At 42.7% G+C, this 15848-nt stretch carries 16 protein-coding genes; 7 read left to right on the top strand and 9 right to left on the bottom strand.

Annotated features, from left to right (window positions below; all coding sequences use genetic code 11):
• The first annotated feature begins 36 nt into the window (after nucleotides 1-36).
• Both sppA and PV763_RS10880 read left to right on the top strand, forming a co-directional pair.
• Nucleotides 37-1059 (top strand): signal peptide peptidase SppA, encoded by a 1023-nt coding sequence (sppA, locus tag PV763_RS10885; RefSeq protein ID WP_420937826.1) that lies wholly within the window; start codon nucleotides 37-39, stop codon nucleotides 1057-1059.
• Nucleotides 1056-1859, top strand: coding sequence for an alpha/beta fold hydrolase (locus tag PV763_RS10880; RefSeq protein ID WP_004279132.1), 804 nt, complete (start codon nucleotides 1056-1058; stop codon nucleotides 1857-1859). Before sppA ends, PV763_RS10880 begins: the two co-directional genes overlap by 4 nt.
• Nucleotides 1860-1923: 64 nt before the next feature.
• Here PV763_RS10880 and purN read toward each other — a convergent pair whose 3' ends face one another.
• Together purN and purM are read right to left on the bottom strand one after the other, a co-directional pair.
• Complete coding sequence (purN, locus tag PV763_RS10875) at nucleotides 1924-2553, bottom strand: phosphoribosylglycinamide formyltransferase (RefSeq protein WP_420937825.1); 630 nt, start codon at nucleotides 2551-2553, stop codon at nucleotides 1924-1926.
• Between the two features lie 6 nt (nucleotides 2554-2559).
• Nucleotides 2560-3630 carry a phosphoribosylformylglycinamidine cyclo-ligase gene (gene purM / locus PV763_RS10870; RefSeq protein ID WP_420937824.1) on the bottom strand — a complete coding sequence of 357 codons (1071 nt, stop codon included), beginning with the start codon at nucleotides 3628-3630 and terminating at the stop codon, nucleotides 2560-2562.
• Between the two features lie 135 nt (nucleotides 3631-3765).
• Between purM and cxpE the strand changes: the two genes are divergently transcribed.
• The 4 genes from cxpE (at nucleotide 3766) to PV763_RS10850 (ending at nucleotide 10046) form a co-directional block, all read left to right on the top strand.
• On the top strand, nucleotides 3766-4986 hold the full coding sequence (cxpE, locus tag PV763_RS10865; protein WP_420937823.1) for a chloramphenicol efflux transporter CxpE: 1221 nt from the start codon (nucleotides 3766-3768) through the stop codon (nucleotides 4984-4986).
• A 14-nt stretch (nucleotides 4987-5000) separates the two neighbouring features.
• Entirely contained in the window at nucleotides 5001-5705 is a 705-nt protein-coding gene (hda, locus tag PV763_RS10860; RefSeq protein ID WP_278357081.1) for a DnaA regulatory inactivator Hda, read from the top strand.
• 120 nt (nucleotides 5706-5825) lie between these two features.
• Entirely contained in the window at nucleotides 5826-7625 is a 1800-nt protein-coding gene (gene rbtA, locus PV763_RS10855; protein ID WP_420937822.1) for a rhombotarget A, read from the top strand.
• Between the two features lie 9 nt (nucleotides 7626-7634).
• Nucleotides 7635-10046 carry a CSLREA domain-containing protein gene (locus tag PV763_RS10850; RefSeq protein ID WP_420937821.1) on the top strand — a complete coding sequence of 804 codons (2412 nt, stop codon included), beginning with the start codon at nucleotides 7635-7637 and terminating at the stop codon, nucleotides 10044-10046.
• A gap of 51 nt (nucleotides 10047-10097) precedes the next feature.
• Here the strand turns inward: PV763_RS10850 and PV763_RS10845 are convergent, their stop codons facing one another.
• The 5 genes from PV763_RS10845 to PV763_RS10825 all read right to left on the bottom strand — a co-directional run bounded on the left by PV763_RS10845 (nucleotide 10098) and on the right by PV763_RS10825 (nucleotide 13396).
• Nucleotides 10098-10508 carry a DUF3106 domain-containing protein gene (locus PV763_RS10845; RefSeq protein ID WP_420937820.1) on the bottom strand — a complete coding sequence of 137 codons (411 nt, stop codon included), beginning with the start codon at nucleotides 10506-10508 and terminating at the stop codon, nucleotides 10098-10100.
• Nucleotides 10498-10815 (bottom strand): hypothetical protein, encoded by a 318-nt coding sequence (locus PV763_RS10840; RefSeq protein ID WP_004645680.1) that lies wholly within the window; start codon nucleotides 10813-10815, stop codon nucleotides 10498-10500. Before PV763_RS10840 ends, PV763_RS10845 begins: the two co-directional genes overlap by 11 nt.
• Complete coding sequence (locus tag PV763_RS10835) at nucleotides 10812-11426, bottom strand: RNA polymerase sigma factor (RefSeq protein WP_129717051.1); 615 nt, start codon at nucleotides 11424-11426, stop codon at nucleotides 10812-10814. Before PV763_RS10835 ends, PV763_RS10840 begins: the two co-directional genes overlap by 4 nt.
• Before the next feature lie 167 nt (nucleotides 11427-11593).
• Nucleotides 11594-12370, bottom strand: coding sequence for a TrmH family RNA methyltransferase (locus tag PV763_RS10830; RefSeq protein ID WP_004279118.1), 777 nt, complete (start codon nucleotides 12368-12370; stop codon nucleotides 11594-11596).
• A gap of 51 nt (nucleotides 12371-12421) precedes the next feature.
• The gene (locus tag PV763_RS10825) at nucleotides 12422-13396 is read right to left on the bottom strand and encodes a class 1 fructose-bisphosphatase (protein WP_420937819.1); all 975 of its coding nucleotides are present in this window, start codon (nucleotides 13394-13396) and stop codon (nucleotides 12422-12424) included.
• A gap of 181 nt (nucleotides 13397-13577) precedes the next feature.
• On the opposite strand from PV763_RS10825, the gene PV763_RS10820 reads away from it, so the two are divergent.
• Complete coding sequence (locus tag PV763_RS10820) at nucleotides 13578-13763, top strand: NF038105 family protein (protein ID WP_420937818.1); 186 nt, start codon at nucleotides 13578-13580, stop codon at nucleotides 13761-13763.
• A gap of 79 nt (nucleotides 13764-13842) precedes the next feature.
• Here the strand turns inward: PV763_RS10820 and pal are convergent, their stop codons facing one another.
• Both pal and tolB read right to left on the bottom strand, forming a co-directional pair.
• Nucleotides 13843-14415 (bottom strand): peptidoglycan-associated lipoprotein Pal, encoded by a 573-nt coding sequence (gene pal / locus PV763_RS10815; protein WP_420937817.1) that lies wholly within the window; start codon nucleotides 14413-14415, stop codon nucleotides 13843-13845.
• A 54-nt stretch (nucleotides 14416-14469) separates the two neighbouring features.
• Nucleotides 14470-15753, bottom strand: a complete 1284-nt coding sequence (tolB, locus tag PV763_RS10810; RefSeq protein ID WP_171056997.1) for a Tol-Pal system beta propeller repeat protein TolB — start codon at nucleotides 15751-15753, stop codon at nucleotides 14470-14472.
• Nucleotides 15754-15848 lie beyond the last annotated feature (95 nt).

The raw sequence follows: 15848 nt of genomic DNA, 5'->3' as shown, positions 1-15848 counted from the left end.
AATGGGTTCAATATAAATCAATTTATTGGATTATTTATGTCCGATTGGCCACCAAAACCTGAAAATCAAATACAAAATACGCAACAGCCAGTTCAACCGACTGGTCCGGAATGGAAACTGCTGGAAAAAGCGGTTTTAGCTTCGGTAGAAGAACAGCGCCGCGCGCGCCGTTGGGGGATTTTCTTTAAATTTCTGACTTTTGCTTATCTGCTTGTCGTTATTTTGGCGCTAGGCAAAAGCTGTAGTTCCGTTTCTTCAGATGCCAGTACTGCTGCGGGTTCGCATATCGCAGTCGTGGATATTGTGGGGACGATTGCTGCTGACAAGCAGAGTGTCAACAGTAGCAATACTATCAAATCATTGAAAAAAGCCTTTGAAAATAAACAAAGTAAAGCAGTGGTGCTGAATATTAACTCACCTGGCGGTTCGCCGGTACAGTCGGATGAAATCTGGCAGGAAATTCAGTATCTGAAAAAACAGTATCCTGGGAAAAAACTGTATGCCGTGATTGGCGATACTGGGGCTTCAGGTGCTTATTATATTGCTTCAGCTGCGGACGAAATTATTGTCAATCCATCGAGCTTGGTCGGTTCAATTGGGGTGATCATGCCGAATTATGGCGTGACTAATCTATTGCAAAAATTAGGTGTTGAAGATCGCACTATGACCTCAGGCGAAAACAAAGCCTTACTGTCGATGACTCAGCCAGTTGATCCTGCGCAAAAAGCTCATGTACAGGGTGTGCTAGATAATGTGCATGGTCACTTTATTAATGCAGTGAAACAGGGACGTGGGGCTAAGTTGAAATCCAATGATCCTGCCATTTTCTCTGGCTTGTTCTGGACCGGTGATCAGGCGGTGAAATTAGGTATTGCGGATCGTATCGGTAGCTTAAATACCTTGAAACGTGAACTGAAAACTGAAAAAGCGTTGAATTACACCATTGAATATAGTCCATTTGAATCAGTCTTGGGTCGTATGGGGTCATCGATTGGGGATGGAATTGCTTCTTCGGTTGCACAGAAGCTTCAGTCAGAAAACAGCACGACACTGCAATGAAACCACTGATTCATTTCGCGCACGCCAATGGCGTGCCATCCAAAGTCTATAAAAAGCTGTTTGATGGATTGCAAGATGATTACGATATTATCTATGTGCCGCTTTTAGGGCCAGATAAGCGTTATCCGATTGATAACCATTGGAAAAGCCTGACCCAGCAAGTGATTGATAGTATTGTGCGCCAGTCACATGGGCGACCTGTCATTGGTCTGGGGCATTCTTTGGGATCCGTGTTAACTCTGCAGGCGGCTTTGCAGCGCCCAGAGCTGTTTTCGCAAATGATCATGCTGGACCCGCCGATGATTATGGGTAAAGAAGCCTTTGCCTTACATATTGCAAAGACTTTGCGCTTAAAAGCATTGGATAAAATGTCTCCAGCAGGTCTGTCGAAACGCCGTCGTGACCATTGGGATTCACGTGAACAAGCCGCTGAATTGCTGCGCCCTAAAGGTTTTTATCAGGATTTTGATGCGGATTGTTTCCAAGCTTATATTGACCATGCCTTGCAGGAGGATCCCATCCGGGGTGGAGTAGAACTCACTATCCCTAAAAGGGATGAGGTCGCAGTCTTTAGAACCAATCCGTCGCTATGGTGGTTGCCTCAGGCAAAACCAAAAATTCCTGTGCATCTGGTCGTTGCCGAGAAAGGTCCATTTCTGGCCCGCAAGTTCCCGCAGCAAGTGCAAAAGAAGTTTGGTATTCCTTTTACCGTGGTGGATGGTGGACATATGTTCCCATTGGAACAACCTGATCAAGTAGCTGGCTTGGTCAAACAGCTGATTCAGCAACAGTCTGCTTGAATTATTGAATATATTGGAAATAAAAAAACGCATCCGAGGATGCGTTTTTTATATCTAAACTTTTTTAAAACTTGCAGAATTGAACAGGCGCTTGCATTTTCTCATTTCGATATAACACACCATCTTTAGTATGTTGAATCGTTCCGCTACAAATCCATTCTACGACTTGTGGATAGATCACATGCTCGAGGCTATGCACACGTGTTGCCAAACTTTCTACCGTATCGTGATGAGAAACCTTGAGAACACCTTGAGCAAGCGCTTGCCCTGCATCCAGCTCAGCCGTAACATAATGCACCGTACAGCCGTGCAGAACATCACCGGTATTGAGTACACGCTGATGCGTATGCATACCTTTATAATAAGGCAACAGGGAAGGATGAATATTTAACATTTTCCCTTCCCAGGCTTTCACAAATTTTCCACTTAAAATTCGCATAAAGCCGGCAAGTACCACCAGATCCACATCCCAGTCCAAAAGCTGTTGATGCATCACATCATCAAAAGCCTCACGGTTTGGATATTGCTTGTGTTCAATAACTGCAGTCTGTATGCCTGCGTGTTGTGCACGCGTTAAAGCAAAGGCTTCAGGTTTGTTGGAAATCACGCCCACAATTTTCCCCGAAAGATTGGCATCAATCAAGGCTTGCAGATTTGATCCGCTACCTGAAACAAGTACAGCAATTTTAATCATGCGAAATTACGCAAAGATCACACGAATTTTTTCGTCTGCACCTGCAACCGATTCAGCATTGTCTTGAATCTGACCCATTGCCCATGCTTTTTCGCCAAGCTGGTTGAGTAATTCAACAGTTTTGTCTGCATCAGCTGCATCAACAACCAGCACCATACCGACGCCACAGTTGAAAGTGCGATACATTTCAAACTGTTCTACGCCGCCTTCACGTTGTAGAAGCTTGAATAGCTCAGGCCATTCCCAAGAAGATTCATTTACCAGTGCTTGAGCGCCATTAGGAAGTACGCGCGGTAAGTTACCCGGCAAACCACCACCGGTGATGTGTGCCATCGCATGTACATCAACGTGTTTTAACAGCTCAAGAATTGGTTTTACATAAATGCGTGTCGGTTCCATTGCAACATCTGCAAGTGGGCGACCATCGACGATTTGAGTTAGATCAACGTTTTTCACGTCCAAGATTTTACGAAGCAGTGAGTAGCCGTTTGAGTGCGCACCTGAAGAAGCTACACCAATTAAAACGTCACCCGCTTTGACTTTAGAGCCATCAATAATTTTGCTTTGCTCAACAACACCGACACAGAAACCTGCAAGATCGTAATCTTCGCCTTCATACATGCCTGGCATTTCAGCAGTTTCGCCGCCAACTAATGCACAGCCAGCAAGTTCACAACCAGCGCCAATGCCAGTGACTACATTTGCAGCAACATCAACATTTAAGTGACCAGTTGCATAATAATCAAGGAAGAACAGTGGTTCAGCACCACAGACAAGAAGGTCATTCACACACATTGCAACCAGGTCTTGACCAATTGTGTCATGACGGTTCAAATTCAGTGCCAGACGTAATTTTGTACCAACACCATCTGTGCCAGATACGAGAACAGGTTCTTCATAACCTTTAGGAATTTTACAAAGTGCACCAAAGCCACCTAGGCCGCCCATAACTTCGGGACGTGAGGTACGCTTAGCGACAGATTTGATACGATCGACTAACGCGTCGCCCGCCTCAATGTCGACACCTGCATCTTTGTAGCTTAAACCAGTGTTTGGGGTAGAAGTTGAGTTGCTCATAATGAAGTCTCCGCATTCGCGGGTGCGATTATAACCTGAATATGTAAAACTCTTATGGTATTTGTGGCCTAAAATGCTATCTTTATTAAAATATTTTAATTTTTAGAATGATTAATAGAGAAAAGGCAAGATTCTATGGTCGATCGTACTTTACGGCGCATTCTTATACTTGCTGGTATAGCATTGATACTTTGGGTTTTATATCTGCTTAAACCAGTTGTGGTTCCTTTTGTGGCAGCTTTTCTAATTGCTTATTTATTTAGCCCCTTGGTTGATGTTTTACACCGCATTGGGCTGGCTCGATGGCTCTCGATCAGTATTGTATTTATCGGAATTGGGATCGTGGTTACATTGGTGATGTGGTATCTGGTGCCACTGGTCTGGCAGCAGCTAATGTATGCGCGTGATAGCATTCCGGCCGGGATTCACTGGATCAATTACACGTTCCTACCTTGGCTTTCCGATAGCTTTAATCTGGTCCCGATGGAAATCGATACCGATCAGATTTCCTCAGTAGTAATGGACTATGTTCAGACCAATTATAGTGCGGACAGTATTCAGGCAATGCTGCTGAAACTGGCACAATCTGGTCTGAACTTTATCCAGATTGGTGGCACGATTGTCCTGATTCCGATTATTGCCTTTTATTTCTTGCTGGATTGGGATCGTATGCTGGACAGCTTACGTCGTCTAATTCCCCGTCCTTATGAAAAAACAACCTTAAATATTGTGAGTGAATGTCATAGTGTCTTAGGTGCCTTTGTCAAAGGTCAGTTCCTGGTCATGCTTCTGCTGGGCGTGGTTTATGCAGTGGGACTCCAACTCATTGGCCTAGAGATTGGCTTGATCATCGGGATGATTGCCGGATTGTGCAGTATCATTCCGTATCTTGGTTTTGCGGTTGGAATTATTGCCGCAGTCATTGCAACCTTTTTCCAATTTGGAATCGACTGGTGGCAACTGGTATTGGTCGGGATTGTCTTTATGGTCGGGCAGGCAGTCGAAGGCTATATTCTACAACCATTCCTGTTGGGTGATAAAATCGGTCTTTCTCCTGTAGCTGTAGTATTTGCAGTTCTGGCAGGTGCGCAACTGGCCGGTTTCTTGGGCATGCTGATTGCCTTACCGGTGGCAGCCGTGATTGTGGTACTACTGCGGCATATCCGTGAGTATTATGAACATACGCCATTTTATGGTGATCGGGCTGTTGTCATGCAAGATGCCTCTACCGGTTCAATCAACATTGAAACAGCAGATTTAGATGTTGATATTGAAATGAAAAAGCCACAGAAAAAACCGCTGCAAGCAGAGGATAACTCAAGTAAAATTCACGATCCTCATCGTAAAGACTCATAAGGCCAAAAAATCATATGCGTCAATTGCAGTTAGATATAGAACCTCAGCTCGATGCCCGAATCAGTGATTTTTCAGGGCCGGGTTGGGGGCATGTCATTGATGCTGTCCGTCAATTACATGCAAGCCTGATCAACCGCTTTTATGTCTATGGTGGAGCCGGGACAGGTAAAAGTCATTTATTGTCTGCCATCTGTGACTCTTATCTTGAAGTGGGTAAATCTGCAATTCAGGTATCTTTGCTTGAGCTTTTAGATGCACCGACTGAGGCGATTACTTCTCTGGATCGTTTTGATCTGGTGGCACTTGATGATATCGAAGCAATTAGCGGCGTACCTCATTGGCAACGCGCCGTCTTTCACTTGATTAATTATAATAATGAAGGTGGTGGACAGTTGGTGTTTTCGTCACGTTTTGCACCTATAGAACTCAAACTTGAATTGCCAGATTTACAATCTCGTCTCACGCAGGCGGTCAGTACTCGTGTTCCGAGTGGTAGCCTGTATGCTGATCGCTATGCGCTGGTTTCCTCGGTACTCGATCGTCGTGGGATCCATTTAGACCCTCAAATATTTGACTATTTACTAAGCCATGGACCACATCAAACTTCAGTGCTGCTTCAAAGATTAGAGCAGATTATTCAATTACTTAAAGGAGAAAAGCTGAAAGTCAGCAATGCCAATCTGCGGCAGATATATGCCTTGATTGACGAATATCGGTAAATCATAAAAAATCTTGAGTAATTACTCAGTCTATGCCACAGTAAGGCAAAATAATTCTCTGTTGCAAGGATTCTGCAACTTTAGAAGAAAAAGAAAGAAATAAAAATTAAGGAGAAGGTTATGCTCAAGAAGAGCATAGGCATAGCTTTGCTATGTATAGCGGGGCAGTCGTATAGTGCAGATATTATTGTAACCACTACAGAAGATATTGAAAAAGATGACAAGGAATGTTCACTTCGAGAAGCTGTTGAGTATGTTAACCGTGGCTTAGCTAAAGCAGGTTTTATGGGCTGTGGTGGGGAGAACTCATCCAGTACCATTATTTTAAAAGAAAAAAATACCTATGTGTTGAACCAGCATATCGCGATTAAAAAATCTCTTACCATCCGTTCGGTCGCAGAAAGTGATAGCGAATTCAGTACGGATGAAAAAGCATTAGGCTTGCATAATGCCCATATTCAAATGAAAGGTACCGATAATCTTTTTCGGATCAATAGTACAGATACACTGGTTCAGTTAAATTTGAAAGAACTGGATCTCGAAGGCTGTGGTAAAACCAGTTGTGCTGAACAAGGTGGCCTAATTTATAATAAAGGTCAGCTAAATCTAGAATATAACCGTCTATTTAATGCTGCTGCCAACTTGGGTGGGGCAATTTATAATGCTGGCAAGTTTGGTCAGAACTTAACAAGCCGTGCAGAAATTAAAAATAGTCTGATCGAAAATAACAAAGCCCAACGAGGCGCGATCCTGTATAGCGAGCTACCTGATTTCCTTATTTTGCAAAGTGTACTTAAAAATAACCAGACACTGGATAATTCAGCAACCAATATTTATAGCGCGGGACAGTTTGCTGACTCCAGTAAAGATCAAGGTATTAGTGGGGAGGTATTAAGTAGTACGATACTAAAAAATAAGGGTGTACTTATTAATGTCATGGACGGGATGGGATTGAATAATCTCACCATGGTTGATAATGAAAATACTGCTTTACGTATCCATGCGCCGTATGGCAGAGCTTATGTAGCGAATAGTATTATTTTAAGAAATGGTACACAGGATTGCCAAATTATCACTGGTGACAAGACTTTGTCGCAAAATAATCTGCTGACAGCCTCCTGTGGTGTAGGGGATACAGTCGCACCAAATCAGTTCTGGAGTGGTACACGACTTTTTGCTGAATCCTCAGATAAAAGTGAAGGTGCTTGTCAGACCCTAGAAGAAAATAATAATGCCATACTTTGTCCATACAGCGTTCCTAAAGGACAATTTCTCGGTTATATGCGCCCACGAATTTTGTTGAACTATATGCTTGTGAATGAATCGCCAATTGTGAATAGAGGCACAGGATTGAATCTGGCAAATCCAACGGTAACATGTGAGGCAGCAGATCAGCGTGGGATCAACCGTTTGATGGATAACCTGTTTTGTGATCGAGGTGCAGTTGAAATCACGATCCCGACTTCGGGTAGTCTGGTGGGACAAGACCTGTTAAAGGGTGAAAATGCCAAGTTTTCAATTGAATCTTATCTGGGAGATAGTGATTTAATTCCAAAAGAACAGTGTAATGCCATTGTTGGTCAGAATCCGACGGGTGAGCCTTGGCAAGATGGTTGTTTGAAAGTAGTACAAACCAAAACAGCTTCCAAGGGTAAAACAGTCATCGATATTCATGGCAATGTCGTTTATACCCCGGATTCTACCTGGCATGGAGCAGATATTTTCGAACTACAAGTGGTGACCTCATCTACACGATTTAATAAAAGTAAACCTTATATGGCTATTACTACTCAGATTGTTCAGGAACCAAAAAATGAAATGGAAGACAAAGCAGTCAAAACTTCAGGTGGCTCATTAGGATATGGTGGATTACTGATTTTACTCGGGTTAATAGGTTTACGCCGTGGATTAAAAGATTAAGGATAAATCATGAAAAATTATAAAAAAGGACTGCTTGCGGCCATGATTTTATCTGCCATGAGTTTAATGGCAGCCGAAGATAAAACGATATATGTCACTACTTTTGTGGATGAAGATGGCGAGAATAATAATGCCTGTTCTTTGCGAGAAGCCATTAGGACTGCAAAACTGGATAAATCTTATGGTGGATGTAATGTAGGACGTACACTTCGATTAGATGGCTCAGCACCAGATGTCATCCAGCTTGAAGCAGGCGAATACAAACTGGATGGAGAGTTGATCGTAGAATCTGCACTCAAAATTTATGGAAAAACACCACTTAGTTATACCAGTCGTAGTCCGATTACGAATTTATATCCAACCCGAGAAGCTTTAAAAACCACGATTTCGGGTCAGGGGAAAACCCGTATTTTTAACAGTATTGCCAGTCAATCCAGTCTAGACATTCATCATCTGATCTTAAAGGATGGTTATGCAGCAACAAACAGTCTGGATAAAGGCAATGGTGGTACTTTCTATGTAGCAGGACCTTTAAGTATTAATACCAGTGAAATAGTCAATTCCAGAGCCGATGCAGAAGGTGGGGCTATTTATAGCGTAGCGATGAATACAGAAAGGAATATTATCATTCAGGATTCTTTGATTCAAAAAAATCAGGCGAGTTCATATGGTAGCGTTCTGGCGATGGACTGTCAGGGAAATTTAGGTACAACTCAAACCAATGTGAAAATTAATTCCAGTAGTATTGTTAAAAATGGTTCAGATCTTACTAACAGTATTATTGATTTTTGTGGCTATGCCACAGTAGAAATTGTTAATTCTACCATTGCGAAGAATACTGCAAGTACCACAGGACATATTGTACGCATGACGAATCAAGCGAATCGTCCACTCAGTACATTCTCTAGCTTAACGGCATTGAGTAATACTATTGTTGAAAATACAGCTCAATCCACCTTATTTTATGACAATACTGGTTATAAGTATTTAAATTTTAACATCTTAGCCTTTAATCAGGGGTTATCTTGTGAATATGCCTTAAATGATGGAAATCCGACTACGGAACAACGTGTTGAATCCTCTACAAATCGAAATGCAATTGCAAATACTGGACCTTCGCGTTGTGTGTTGCCGGCATTAAAAGAGGATGTCACGTCAACTAATCTGGATGTTTCTAACAGTGCGATCAGCAGTTTGTTAACACATTATCTTGAACCTGCTATTGATAACCGTTTTCTAGGCATGTATTACCCACGAGATAATCAGACGACAACAGATTTAGTCGATATCGGAGTTAGTGGTTGTAGTGATCGAGATCAACGTGTGATTGATCGTGTGATTGGATCAACCTTGACATTGAATCCAGATGCAAAAAACACCTGCGAAATTGGTTCAGTTGAAATTCGACGTCTGACTGCAGCAGATATTACGGATCTGAACAATAACAACTTGGTGGGGTTAAATGCCTTTTATCAAGAAAATATAGATGATATTGAAAGAATTATTGCGGATAAAAATACCCCGGTAGATGAGCTGCCTGGCTTAAAGGAAGAATTAAAAGAATACGAAGATCTGCTGAAATATACCAAGCAATATCAGCAATACCGTGCAATTTATATTAATCCCTTTGTCTTAGCCATGCCTCAAGAAACACTGTCCGGAAATACAGTTCAAACTAAAGTATTTAACTCAAAAAATTATGACGTAAGTGTAAAAACTTTGGGTGTTGGTAAGTTAATTGGTACAGGTAATTCAACCAGTGTAGAGGGAAACCCAAATGATCCAAATCTTAAATGTGAGTGGAAACCTGATTTAAACCGGATCATGATGTATCGCACAGATGGTAAAGAAACCAGCCTCATTGATATGGAGTTCTGTACTTATACGCTGAAAGACAAGGCGACAGGTGCGAGCAGTTTAGGACTCTTGAGAGCGGCTTTTAAAAACATTGCACCTATCGCAAAAGATGATGAATACCGGATTAGTCCAGAGAATAATCTTACCGTGAATGTAAATCCGCTCGAAAATGATAGCGATGACGGGGATGGGCCGCTGCCATCCGGTAAATCAGTTTTTTATCAGGACAAAGATGGAAAAGAGATTCCGATTCGTATTGTTAAGCTTCCTGCGGGAGTTTCGCTGAAGGCAGAGCGACAAGGAGCTTGTCCTGATACTTATGAACGAGAAACCTGTTATGGTGGGCAGCTGACATTTAGTGTGAAGAATAATCTAAGCCAAGCCGATTACAGCATGGAGTATACAATTTTTGATGCTGATGAAAAAATGTCAGAAACAGCAGTAATCTTGTTGCGTAATACAGTTAAAAATACGAATACTTCCTCAAGTGGTGGAGGGGGAGTTGGTATTTGGGGACTTCTGGGATTATTAGGACTTGCAGGTTATCGCCGCTTAAGAAAATAAAATATGATAAATATAAAAAGCCTCCATATGGAGGCTTTTTATATTAAGTGTTTAATGCGAGTTAGGCTGTTGAGTCACTTGCTGATATTTGAGAATGTATTCTTCGCGAATGGCAAGGCGTTGCTCAGGAGATGCTTTTTGCATACGTGCGCCCAGTTCTTTGCGTTCCTGACTGCTCATCATTTGCCAAGTCTCACGCATTCTCTGTTTTTCCGCATCAGGGAGTTGGGTAAACCAGTCCATACGCTGCTGTAAGCTGACACTTTGTTGTTCGGGAATTTCTTTTAGAGATTGGTAACGTTTAATCAGTGCTAATTGTTCAGAATCAGAGAGACTATCCCAAGTATCAGTTACTTGGGTATTCGCATCCTTGGAAAATAGCCAAAAACGTTCAAATCCTGCAAAGCTGGTTTGCAGAAAACTGAATGCACAAAAAGCAATCGCCAATTTTTTAGCTGCCATGTGGAACTTTGTCCTCACCTAAAACCATTAACATTTCTAAATCTTCAAGCATTTGCGGAGACAGTTTTGGGACTGACACCATTTGAGTTTGCGGCTCGTTATGGTCCGAAAGATTCGGTAATACCACAACGCCTGCAATCGCAGCTGCCAAAGCAAAGCCAGACATTTTTAGAAATGCAAAGCGTGAATGTTTTGAATCCTGAATTTCTTCAAGAACATGGTGCATGACAACAGGTTTGTCTTTATGTTGTTGTGCCAGTCCATCAAGTTTGGAAGTTACTTGTTTTAAGAAATCATCTTGATTCATTCGGATGACCCTCCCAGATATGGATTTAAATGTGCTAAGGAGGCGCGTAAACCTTGGATAGCACGGTGATAATGGGTTTTTACACTGCCTTCTGTGCAGTTCATAATTTGTGCGGTGGTATGCGTATCAAATCCTTCCCAGGCTCTGAGCATAAATGCCTGCTGCTGACGCACAGGCAATTTTGCAATCGCTTCCTGGATTTCTTCAGCAGTAACTGCCTGATCGAGAAAGTCCAGAGGCGTTGGTGTTGATTCATCGACGACATCATCGAATTCAATTTCGTCGTCATCGAGACTGACTTTTTTGAAAAATGAGAATATTTGACCACGCCGTGACTCTTTACGGCGCCAGTCCTGTAACTTGTTGTTGAGAATGGTATAAAATAGGGGATACCATTCTTCAGTGCTTTTTTCTGCATAGGATTTGTGTAAGGAAATGAAAGCTTCCTGAACCAGATCCATGGCAATACCATGATGACCTTGAGTTGCACTTTCCATCATCACCAAAGCACGCCCAGTCACATCCTGCATGAAATTCTTCAGACGTGCTTCAGCCGTACTCTTCAGAATACTTACATCATGTGTTTGCAGCTGTTTTGGTGCTAAATCCATAGAGATGGAAAATCCTGTCATTGGACACCCACCATTATTCCCAAGTTCATAATCATATAACGTTGGGAATTCTGGTTTGGTTGACAATTAAGTTTATTATTTTTGTAGTTTAATCTATTTTATACACGGGCAGGGTCGTATTAAAACACTGTAACCTAAATCCCTAATTAGATACGTTGACGTACCATTTCAAAGAAACAGATCGAACCTGCAATTGCGACATTCAGTGATTCCTGACCACCGGGTTGCGGAATGCTCACTGCTTCAGCATGTTGCATCGCATAATCAGATACGCCTTGACCTTCATTGCCCAGAATCCATACGCAAGGTTTACGTAAGTCTTTTGAATACAGGCTTTCAGCGCGATGTGAGCTAGTCACATAGACAGGGATTTGAAATTGCTCAAGAATTTGTTCAAGCGCAATATTTTCAAAGGTTTGCAGTGTGAAATGTGCACCCATACCGGCACGTAATACGCGTGGAGACCAGAGCGATGCAGAACCTTTGGTACACACAATCTGTTCAATACCGGCAGCAGCAGCAGAGCGAAGCAGGGTGCCTACATTACCCGGATCCTGTACATTTTCCAGAATCAAAGTGTCTGCTTTAAAATCCAATGCATAATTTGCTGTCGGTAGAGTGACCACAGCTAAACAGGCTAAAGATGTTCCTAAAGTGCTTAAATCTTTGTATAAAGACTCGCTTAGAACAAAGACCATACCGGTGTATTTTGCGAGAATTTTCTCGAAATCAGGATGTGAAAGTGCATGTTCAGTGGTGAAAATAGAATCAATCTTACGGTTTTCATGGAGCCAGGCGAGAGATAGATGCGTGCCTTCTAAAACCGTTTGACCCTGTTTTTTACGATAGGTATTTTGTTCAATTAAACCACGTAAGTGTTTAATCTTTGGATTGTCTTTTGAATCAAGAAAAAAAGTTGGCATGGGAGATATAATCCACGGCAGCCGATTCAATATCGACTGCCGCTATAAAAATTAGTTGTGGTAGCTGGTCACAAGATCAACTTCGTTTTTAGAACCAATGATCACTGGTACACGTTGATGTAGATCTATCGGTTCGATCTCAAGAATACGCACGCGACCTGTAGTCGATGCACCGCCAGCCTGTTCCATGAGCATGCTCATTGGGTTGGCTTCGTACATTAAACGTAGACGGCCAGCTTTAGCCGGATCTTTAAGGTCGTATGGATACATGAAGATACCGCTACGGCAAAGAATACGGTGAATGTCGCCCACCATACAAGCCACCCAGCGCATATTGAAGTCTTTTTCACGAGGGCCGGTTTTGCCCGCTAATAATTCATCGATATAACGCTGTACTGGTGCTTCCCAATGACGTTGATTTGAGGCATTGATCGCATATTCTTTGGTATCTGCAGCGACTTGAATATCTTTAGAAGTCAGCAAGAATTCTTGAGTTTCTGGGTCGAATGTGAAGAAGACAGTTCCTGCACCTACAGTCAGCGCCATCATGGTAGACGGGCCATACAATACATAACCTGCAGCGACCTGGTTGATACCCGCCTGCATAAAGTCTTCTGCCTGAGTCACGGCATTTTTCGCAGGAAGAATCGAGAAAATAGTACCCACACACATATTGATGTCGATATTGCTTGAGCCATCTAGTGGATCGAACAATACCAGAAATTGACCATTTTCTTGTGCAGGGGTGAATTCATCCAGTTCTTCCGAGGCCAAACCACCGACATTCGGATGCTGTTGCAAAGCATCAATCAGATAGTCATTAGAAATGACATCCAGTTTTTTTTGCTCTTCGCCTTGAACGTTTTCATGCTGCGCACTTCCCAATACACCAGCTAAAGCTCCTTTTTGCAGTAACTGATCAATATCTTTACAAGTGTTTGCAATCGTTTCAATGACTTGTGCAAGCTCAGGTGTGAGATTCCCGCTTTGTTGTTGTAAAAACTGGGATAAAGTGCGGTATGACATAGGGGGAAACTCCAAGACTTAAATCGGGAAAAAATGATCAAAACGATATGCGGCTATATTTTAGATGAGAACGTACTAAAAGAAAAATCAAACTGGATTATTTGTATCGATTTTGCCCTTGCAACTCCTGTAGAAAGTGCTATGTTGAATGCAAGGGAAAATTGAGAATAGGGGCACAAATATGACAACATTGAAGTTTGATGCGACTCCAACGCCAAGCGAAGGCATTACTTTAGATGATATCTCTGAAGACAAAATGAAAGAAGCATGGCGGGATTATGAAGCAAAACCAGAGTACAAACAATTCAATAAGCATGACCTGATCGAATCGATGCAACCGGCTGAATCAGACCAGATTCCAGAGTAAACAGATTCGTTCATTGAACCCAATAAAAAGCACTCAGGATTGAGTGCTTTTTATTTAATGAAACCATCATGAATGAAAATTATTTCAACAATGGTGGTACCGCTTCATAATTAATTTCTACACGGCGGTTTTCTTTCCAGGCATTTTCGTCATGGCCCGCATTGATTGGCATTTCCTTACCATAGCTGACTGCTTCCAATTGACCAGGATTAACACCAGTCGTCACCAGGAAACTTTCAACTGCTTTGGCACGACGTTCGCCAAGCGCCATGTTGTATTCACGAGTACCGCGTTCATCTGTATGACCAGTTAAGGCTACACGTGAATTGGCATTGGCCATTAGGAACTGCGCATGGGCTTGCAATGTATTTAGATCTTCATTGCTGAGTTCAGTACTGTCATAGTCAAAATGCACTATGCGTTTTGCCAAGAATGCTTTATTTTCTGCAGTAACGCCTTTTGCAGAAGCGCCTGCCATGTTTTGTGCATTCAGTGCTGCATCTTCACTCAGACCTTGAGTATTCACAGTTGTTGTACCGGTCGTATCTAAACCGCCCGTTTGAACTTCAGCGGCAGGCTTACGGCTCGCACAACCTGTCATGACAACAGCTGCTGCTAAAAGTGGCAAGGTAAATAATTTTACTTTGTTCATCTTCATCTCCATGAAGTTTGATTATGGGGTAAAGGGTTTATCAATATAAAAATGTTATTTTGGTGCCCAAGCCGGTTCACGGACTTCGCCCGTTTCACTTGGTAAATTCATACGGAAACGACCATCCAGCGACATGATCGACAAGAGTCCGCGTGCACCTTCACGGGTGGCATAGACCACCATTTGGCCATTTGGTGAGAAGCTTGGCGATTCGTCCAGCGTCGTTGGTGTCAAAATGTTGTTTACACCGGAAGTCATATCCTGAACCGCAACTCGATAGTTACTGCCGCTTGGACGATGAACTAATGCAAGTTTTTTACCATCTGCGCTCAGCGTACCACGCGCATTGAATGCACCACGGAAGGTCAGGCGTTTATTGCTACTTGACTCAAGATCATGGCGGTAAATTTGTGGAGAACCGCCACGGTCAGAAGTGAAAATAAAAGATTTTCCATCTGGCGAATAACGTGCTTCAGTATCAATAGCACTATCATTGGTCATACGTTGTAGCTGACGCGTTTCCAGATTCATCTGGTAGATTTCCGGATTGCCGTGCATAGAAGCAGTAAACAGCATGCTCTTGCCATCTGGAGAGAAGCTCGGCGCGCCATTCAAACCGCGGAAGCTGGCCAGTTTTTCACGTTGTCCAGTCGCCAGATCCTGTACATAAATCGCTGGGCGTTTGGTTTCGAACGACACATAAGCGATTTTTTTGGCATCTGGTGTCCATGCCGGAGAAAGGATTGGATCACGTGAGGTCAAAATGGTTTTTGGCTGTTCGCCATCGGTGTCGGCAATCTGCAAGGTATAGCGTTGTTCCGGCGTAGCAGGATTACGCAGCACATAGGCAATACGTCCGCTAAAATCACCAGGAATGCCGGTCAATGCCTGATAGATGGCATCACTGATCATATGCGCTGCCTGACGGGTGCGTGAGGCTGGAACAGTCAGCAATTCATTTAATAGATATTGTTTTTTTTCGACATCATAGAGCTGATACTGGATTTCAAAAGAACCATCGGCTGTGGTCTTGGATGAACCGGTGACCACATAGGGAACACCAGCCGATGCCCAAGCTTCTGCATTCGGATTATTCAATGTCGCTGTTGCAGGCAGATTTTTTGAAGCACTGGTAAAGCGGCCAGAACGATTCAGATCATTTTCCACAATAGGATAAATGCTCTGATCCTGACTGAAAGGTACAACGGCAATTTTAGGTGCTGCCTCAGGTGCCTTGGTAATTTCCAGATGCAATTGGGCATAGGACTGGGTTGCCAATACAGGGCTTAAAGCGCTAATGATTGCGAGGCAGAGTAGATGTTTGCGAGTCTTTTCCATCATTCGTTATTTACTCAAATCAACGGATTTATTGTATAGGTGCTTGGCCTACATCATCGCATGGATTTAATAGAATAAAACCATGAATTTATGAC

This window comes from Acinetobacter sp. AS5 (genome assembly GCF_048957595.1).
Taxonomy (GTDB): Bacteria; Pseudomonadota; Gammaproteobacteria; order Pseudomonadales; family Moraxellaceae; genus Acinetobacter.
Note: the sequence above shows the minus strand (reverse complement) of the source record. Positions and strands in the feature narration are given on the sequence as shown.

What these genes read in the sequence shown, in the direction of transcription:
- PV763_RS10835 (WP_129717051.1), bottom strand. Translation starts at nt 11,426, where the DNA reads ATGGATTTAGCACCAAAACAGCTGCAAACACATGATGTAAGTATTCTG.
- rbtA (WP_420937822.1), top strand. Translation starts at nt 5,826, where the DNA reads ATGCTCAAGAAGAGCATAGGCATAGCTTTGCTATGTATAGCGGGGCAG.
- hda (WP_278357081.1), top strand. Translation starts at nt 5,001, where the DNA reads ATGCGTCAATTGCAGTTAGATATAGAACCTCAGCTCGATGCCCGAATC.
- PV763_RS10840 (WP_004645680.1), bottom strand. Translation starts at nt 10,815, where the DNA reads ATGAATCAAGATGATTTCTTAAAACAAGTAACTTCCAAACTTGATGGA.
- tolB (WP_171056997.1), bottom strand. Translation starts at nt 15,753, where the DNA reads ATGGAAAAGACTCGCAAACATCTACTCTGCCTCGCAATCATTAGCGCT.
- PV763_RS10820 (WP_420937818.1), top strand. Translation starts at nt 13,578, where the DNA reads ATGACAACATTGAAGTTTGATGCGACTCCAACGCCAAGCGAAGGCATT.
- purN (WP_420937825.1), bottom strand. Translation starts at nt 2,553, where the DNA reads ATGATTAAAATTGCTGTACTTGTTTCAGGTAGCGGATCAAATCTGCAA.
- PV763_RS10880 (WP_004279132.1), top strand. Translation starts at nt 1,056, where the DNA reads ATGAAACCACTGATTCATTTCGCGCACGCCAATGGCGTGCCATCCAAA.
- sppA (WP_420937826.1), top strand. Translation starts at nt 37, where the DNA reads ATGTCCGATTGGCCACCAAAACCTGAAAATCAAATACAAAATACGCAA.
- cxpE (WP_420937823.1), top strand. Translation starts at nt 3,766, where the DNA reads ATGGTCGATCGTACTTTACGGCGCATTCTTATACTTGCTGGTATAGCA.
- PV763_RS10830 (WP_004279118.1), bottom strand. Translation starts at nt 12,370, where the DNA reads ATGCCAACTTTTTTTCTTGATTCAAAAGACAATCCAAAGATTAAACAC.
- PV763_RS10850 (WP_420937821.1), top strand. Translation starts at nt 7,635, where the DNA reads ATGAAAAATTATAAAAAAGGACTGCTTGCGGCCATGATTTTATCTGCC.
- purM (WP_420937824.1), bottom strand. Translation starts at nt 3,630, where the DNA reads ATGAGCAACTCAACTTCTACCCCAAACACTGGTTTAAGCTACAAAGAT.
- PV763_RS10825 (WP_420937819.1), bottom strand. Translation starts at nt 13,396, where the DNA reads ATGTCATACCGCACTTTATCCCAGTTTTTACAACAACAAAGCGGGAAT.
- PV763_RS10845 (WP_420937820.1), bottom strand. Translation starts at nt 10,508, where the DNA reads ATGGCAGCTAAAAAATTGGCGATTGCTTTTTGTGCATTCAGTTTTCTG.
- pal (WP_420937817.1), bottom strand. Translation starts at nt 14,415, where the DNA reads ATGAACAAAGTAAAATTATTTACCTTGCCACTTTTAGCAGCAGCTGTT.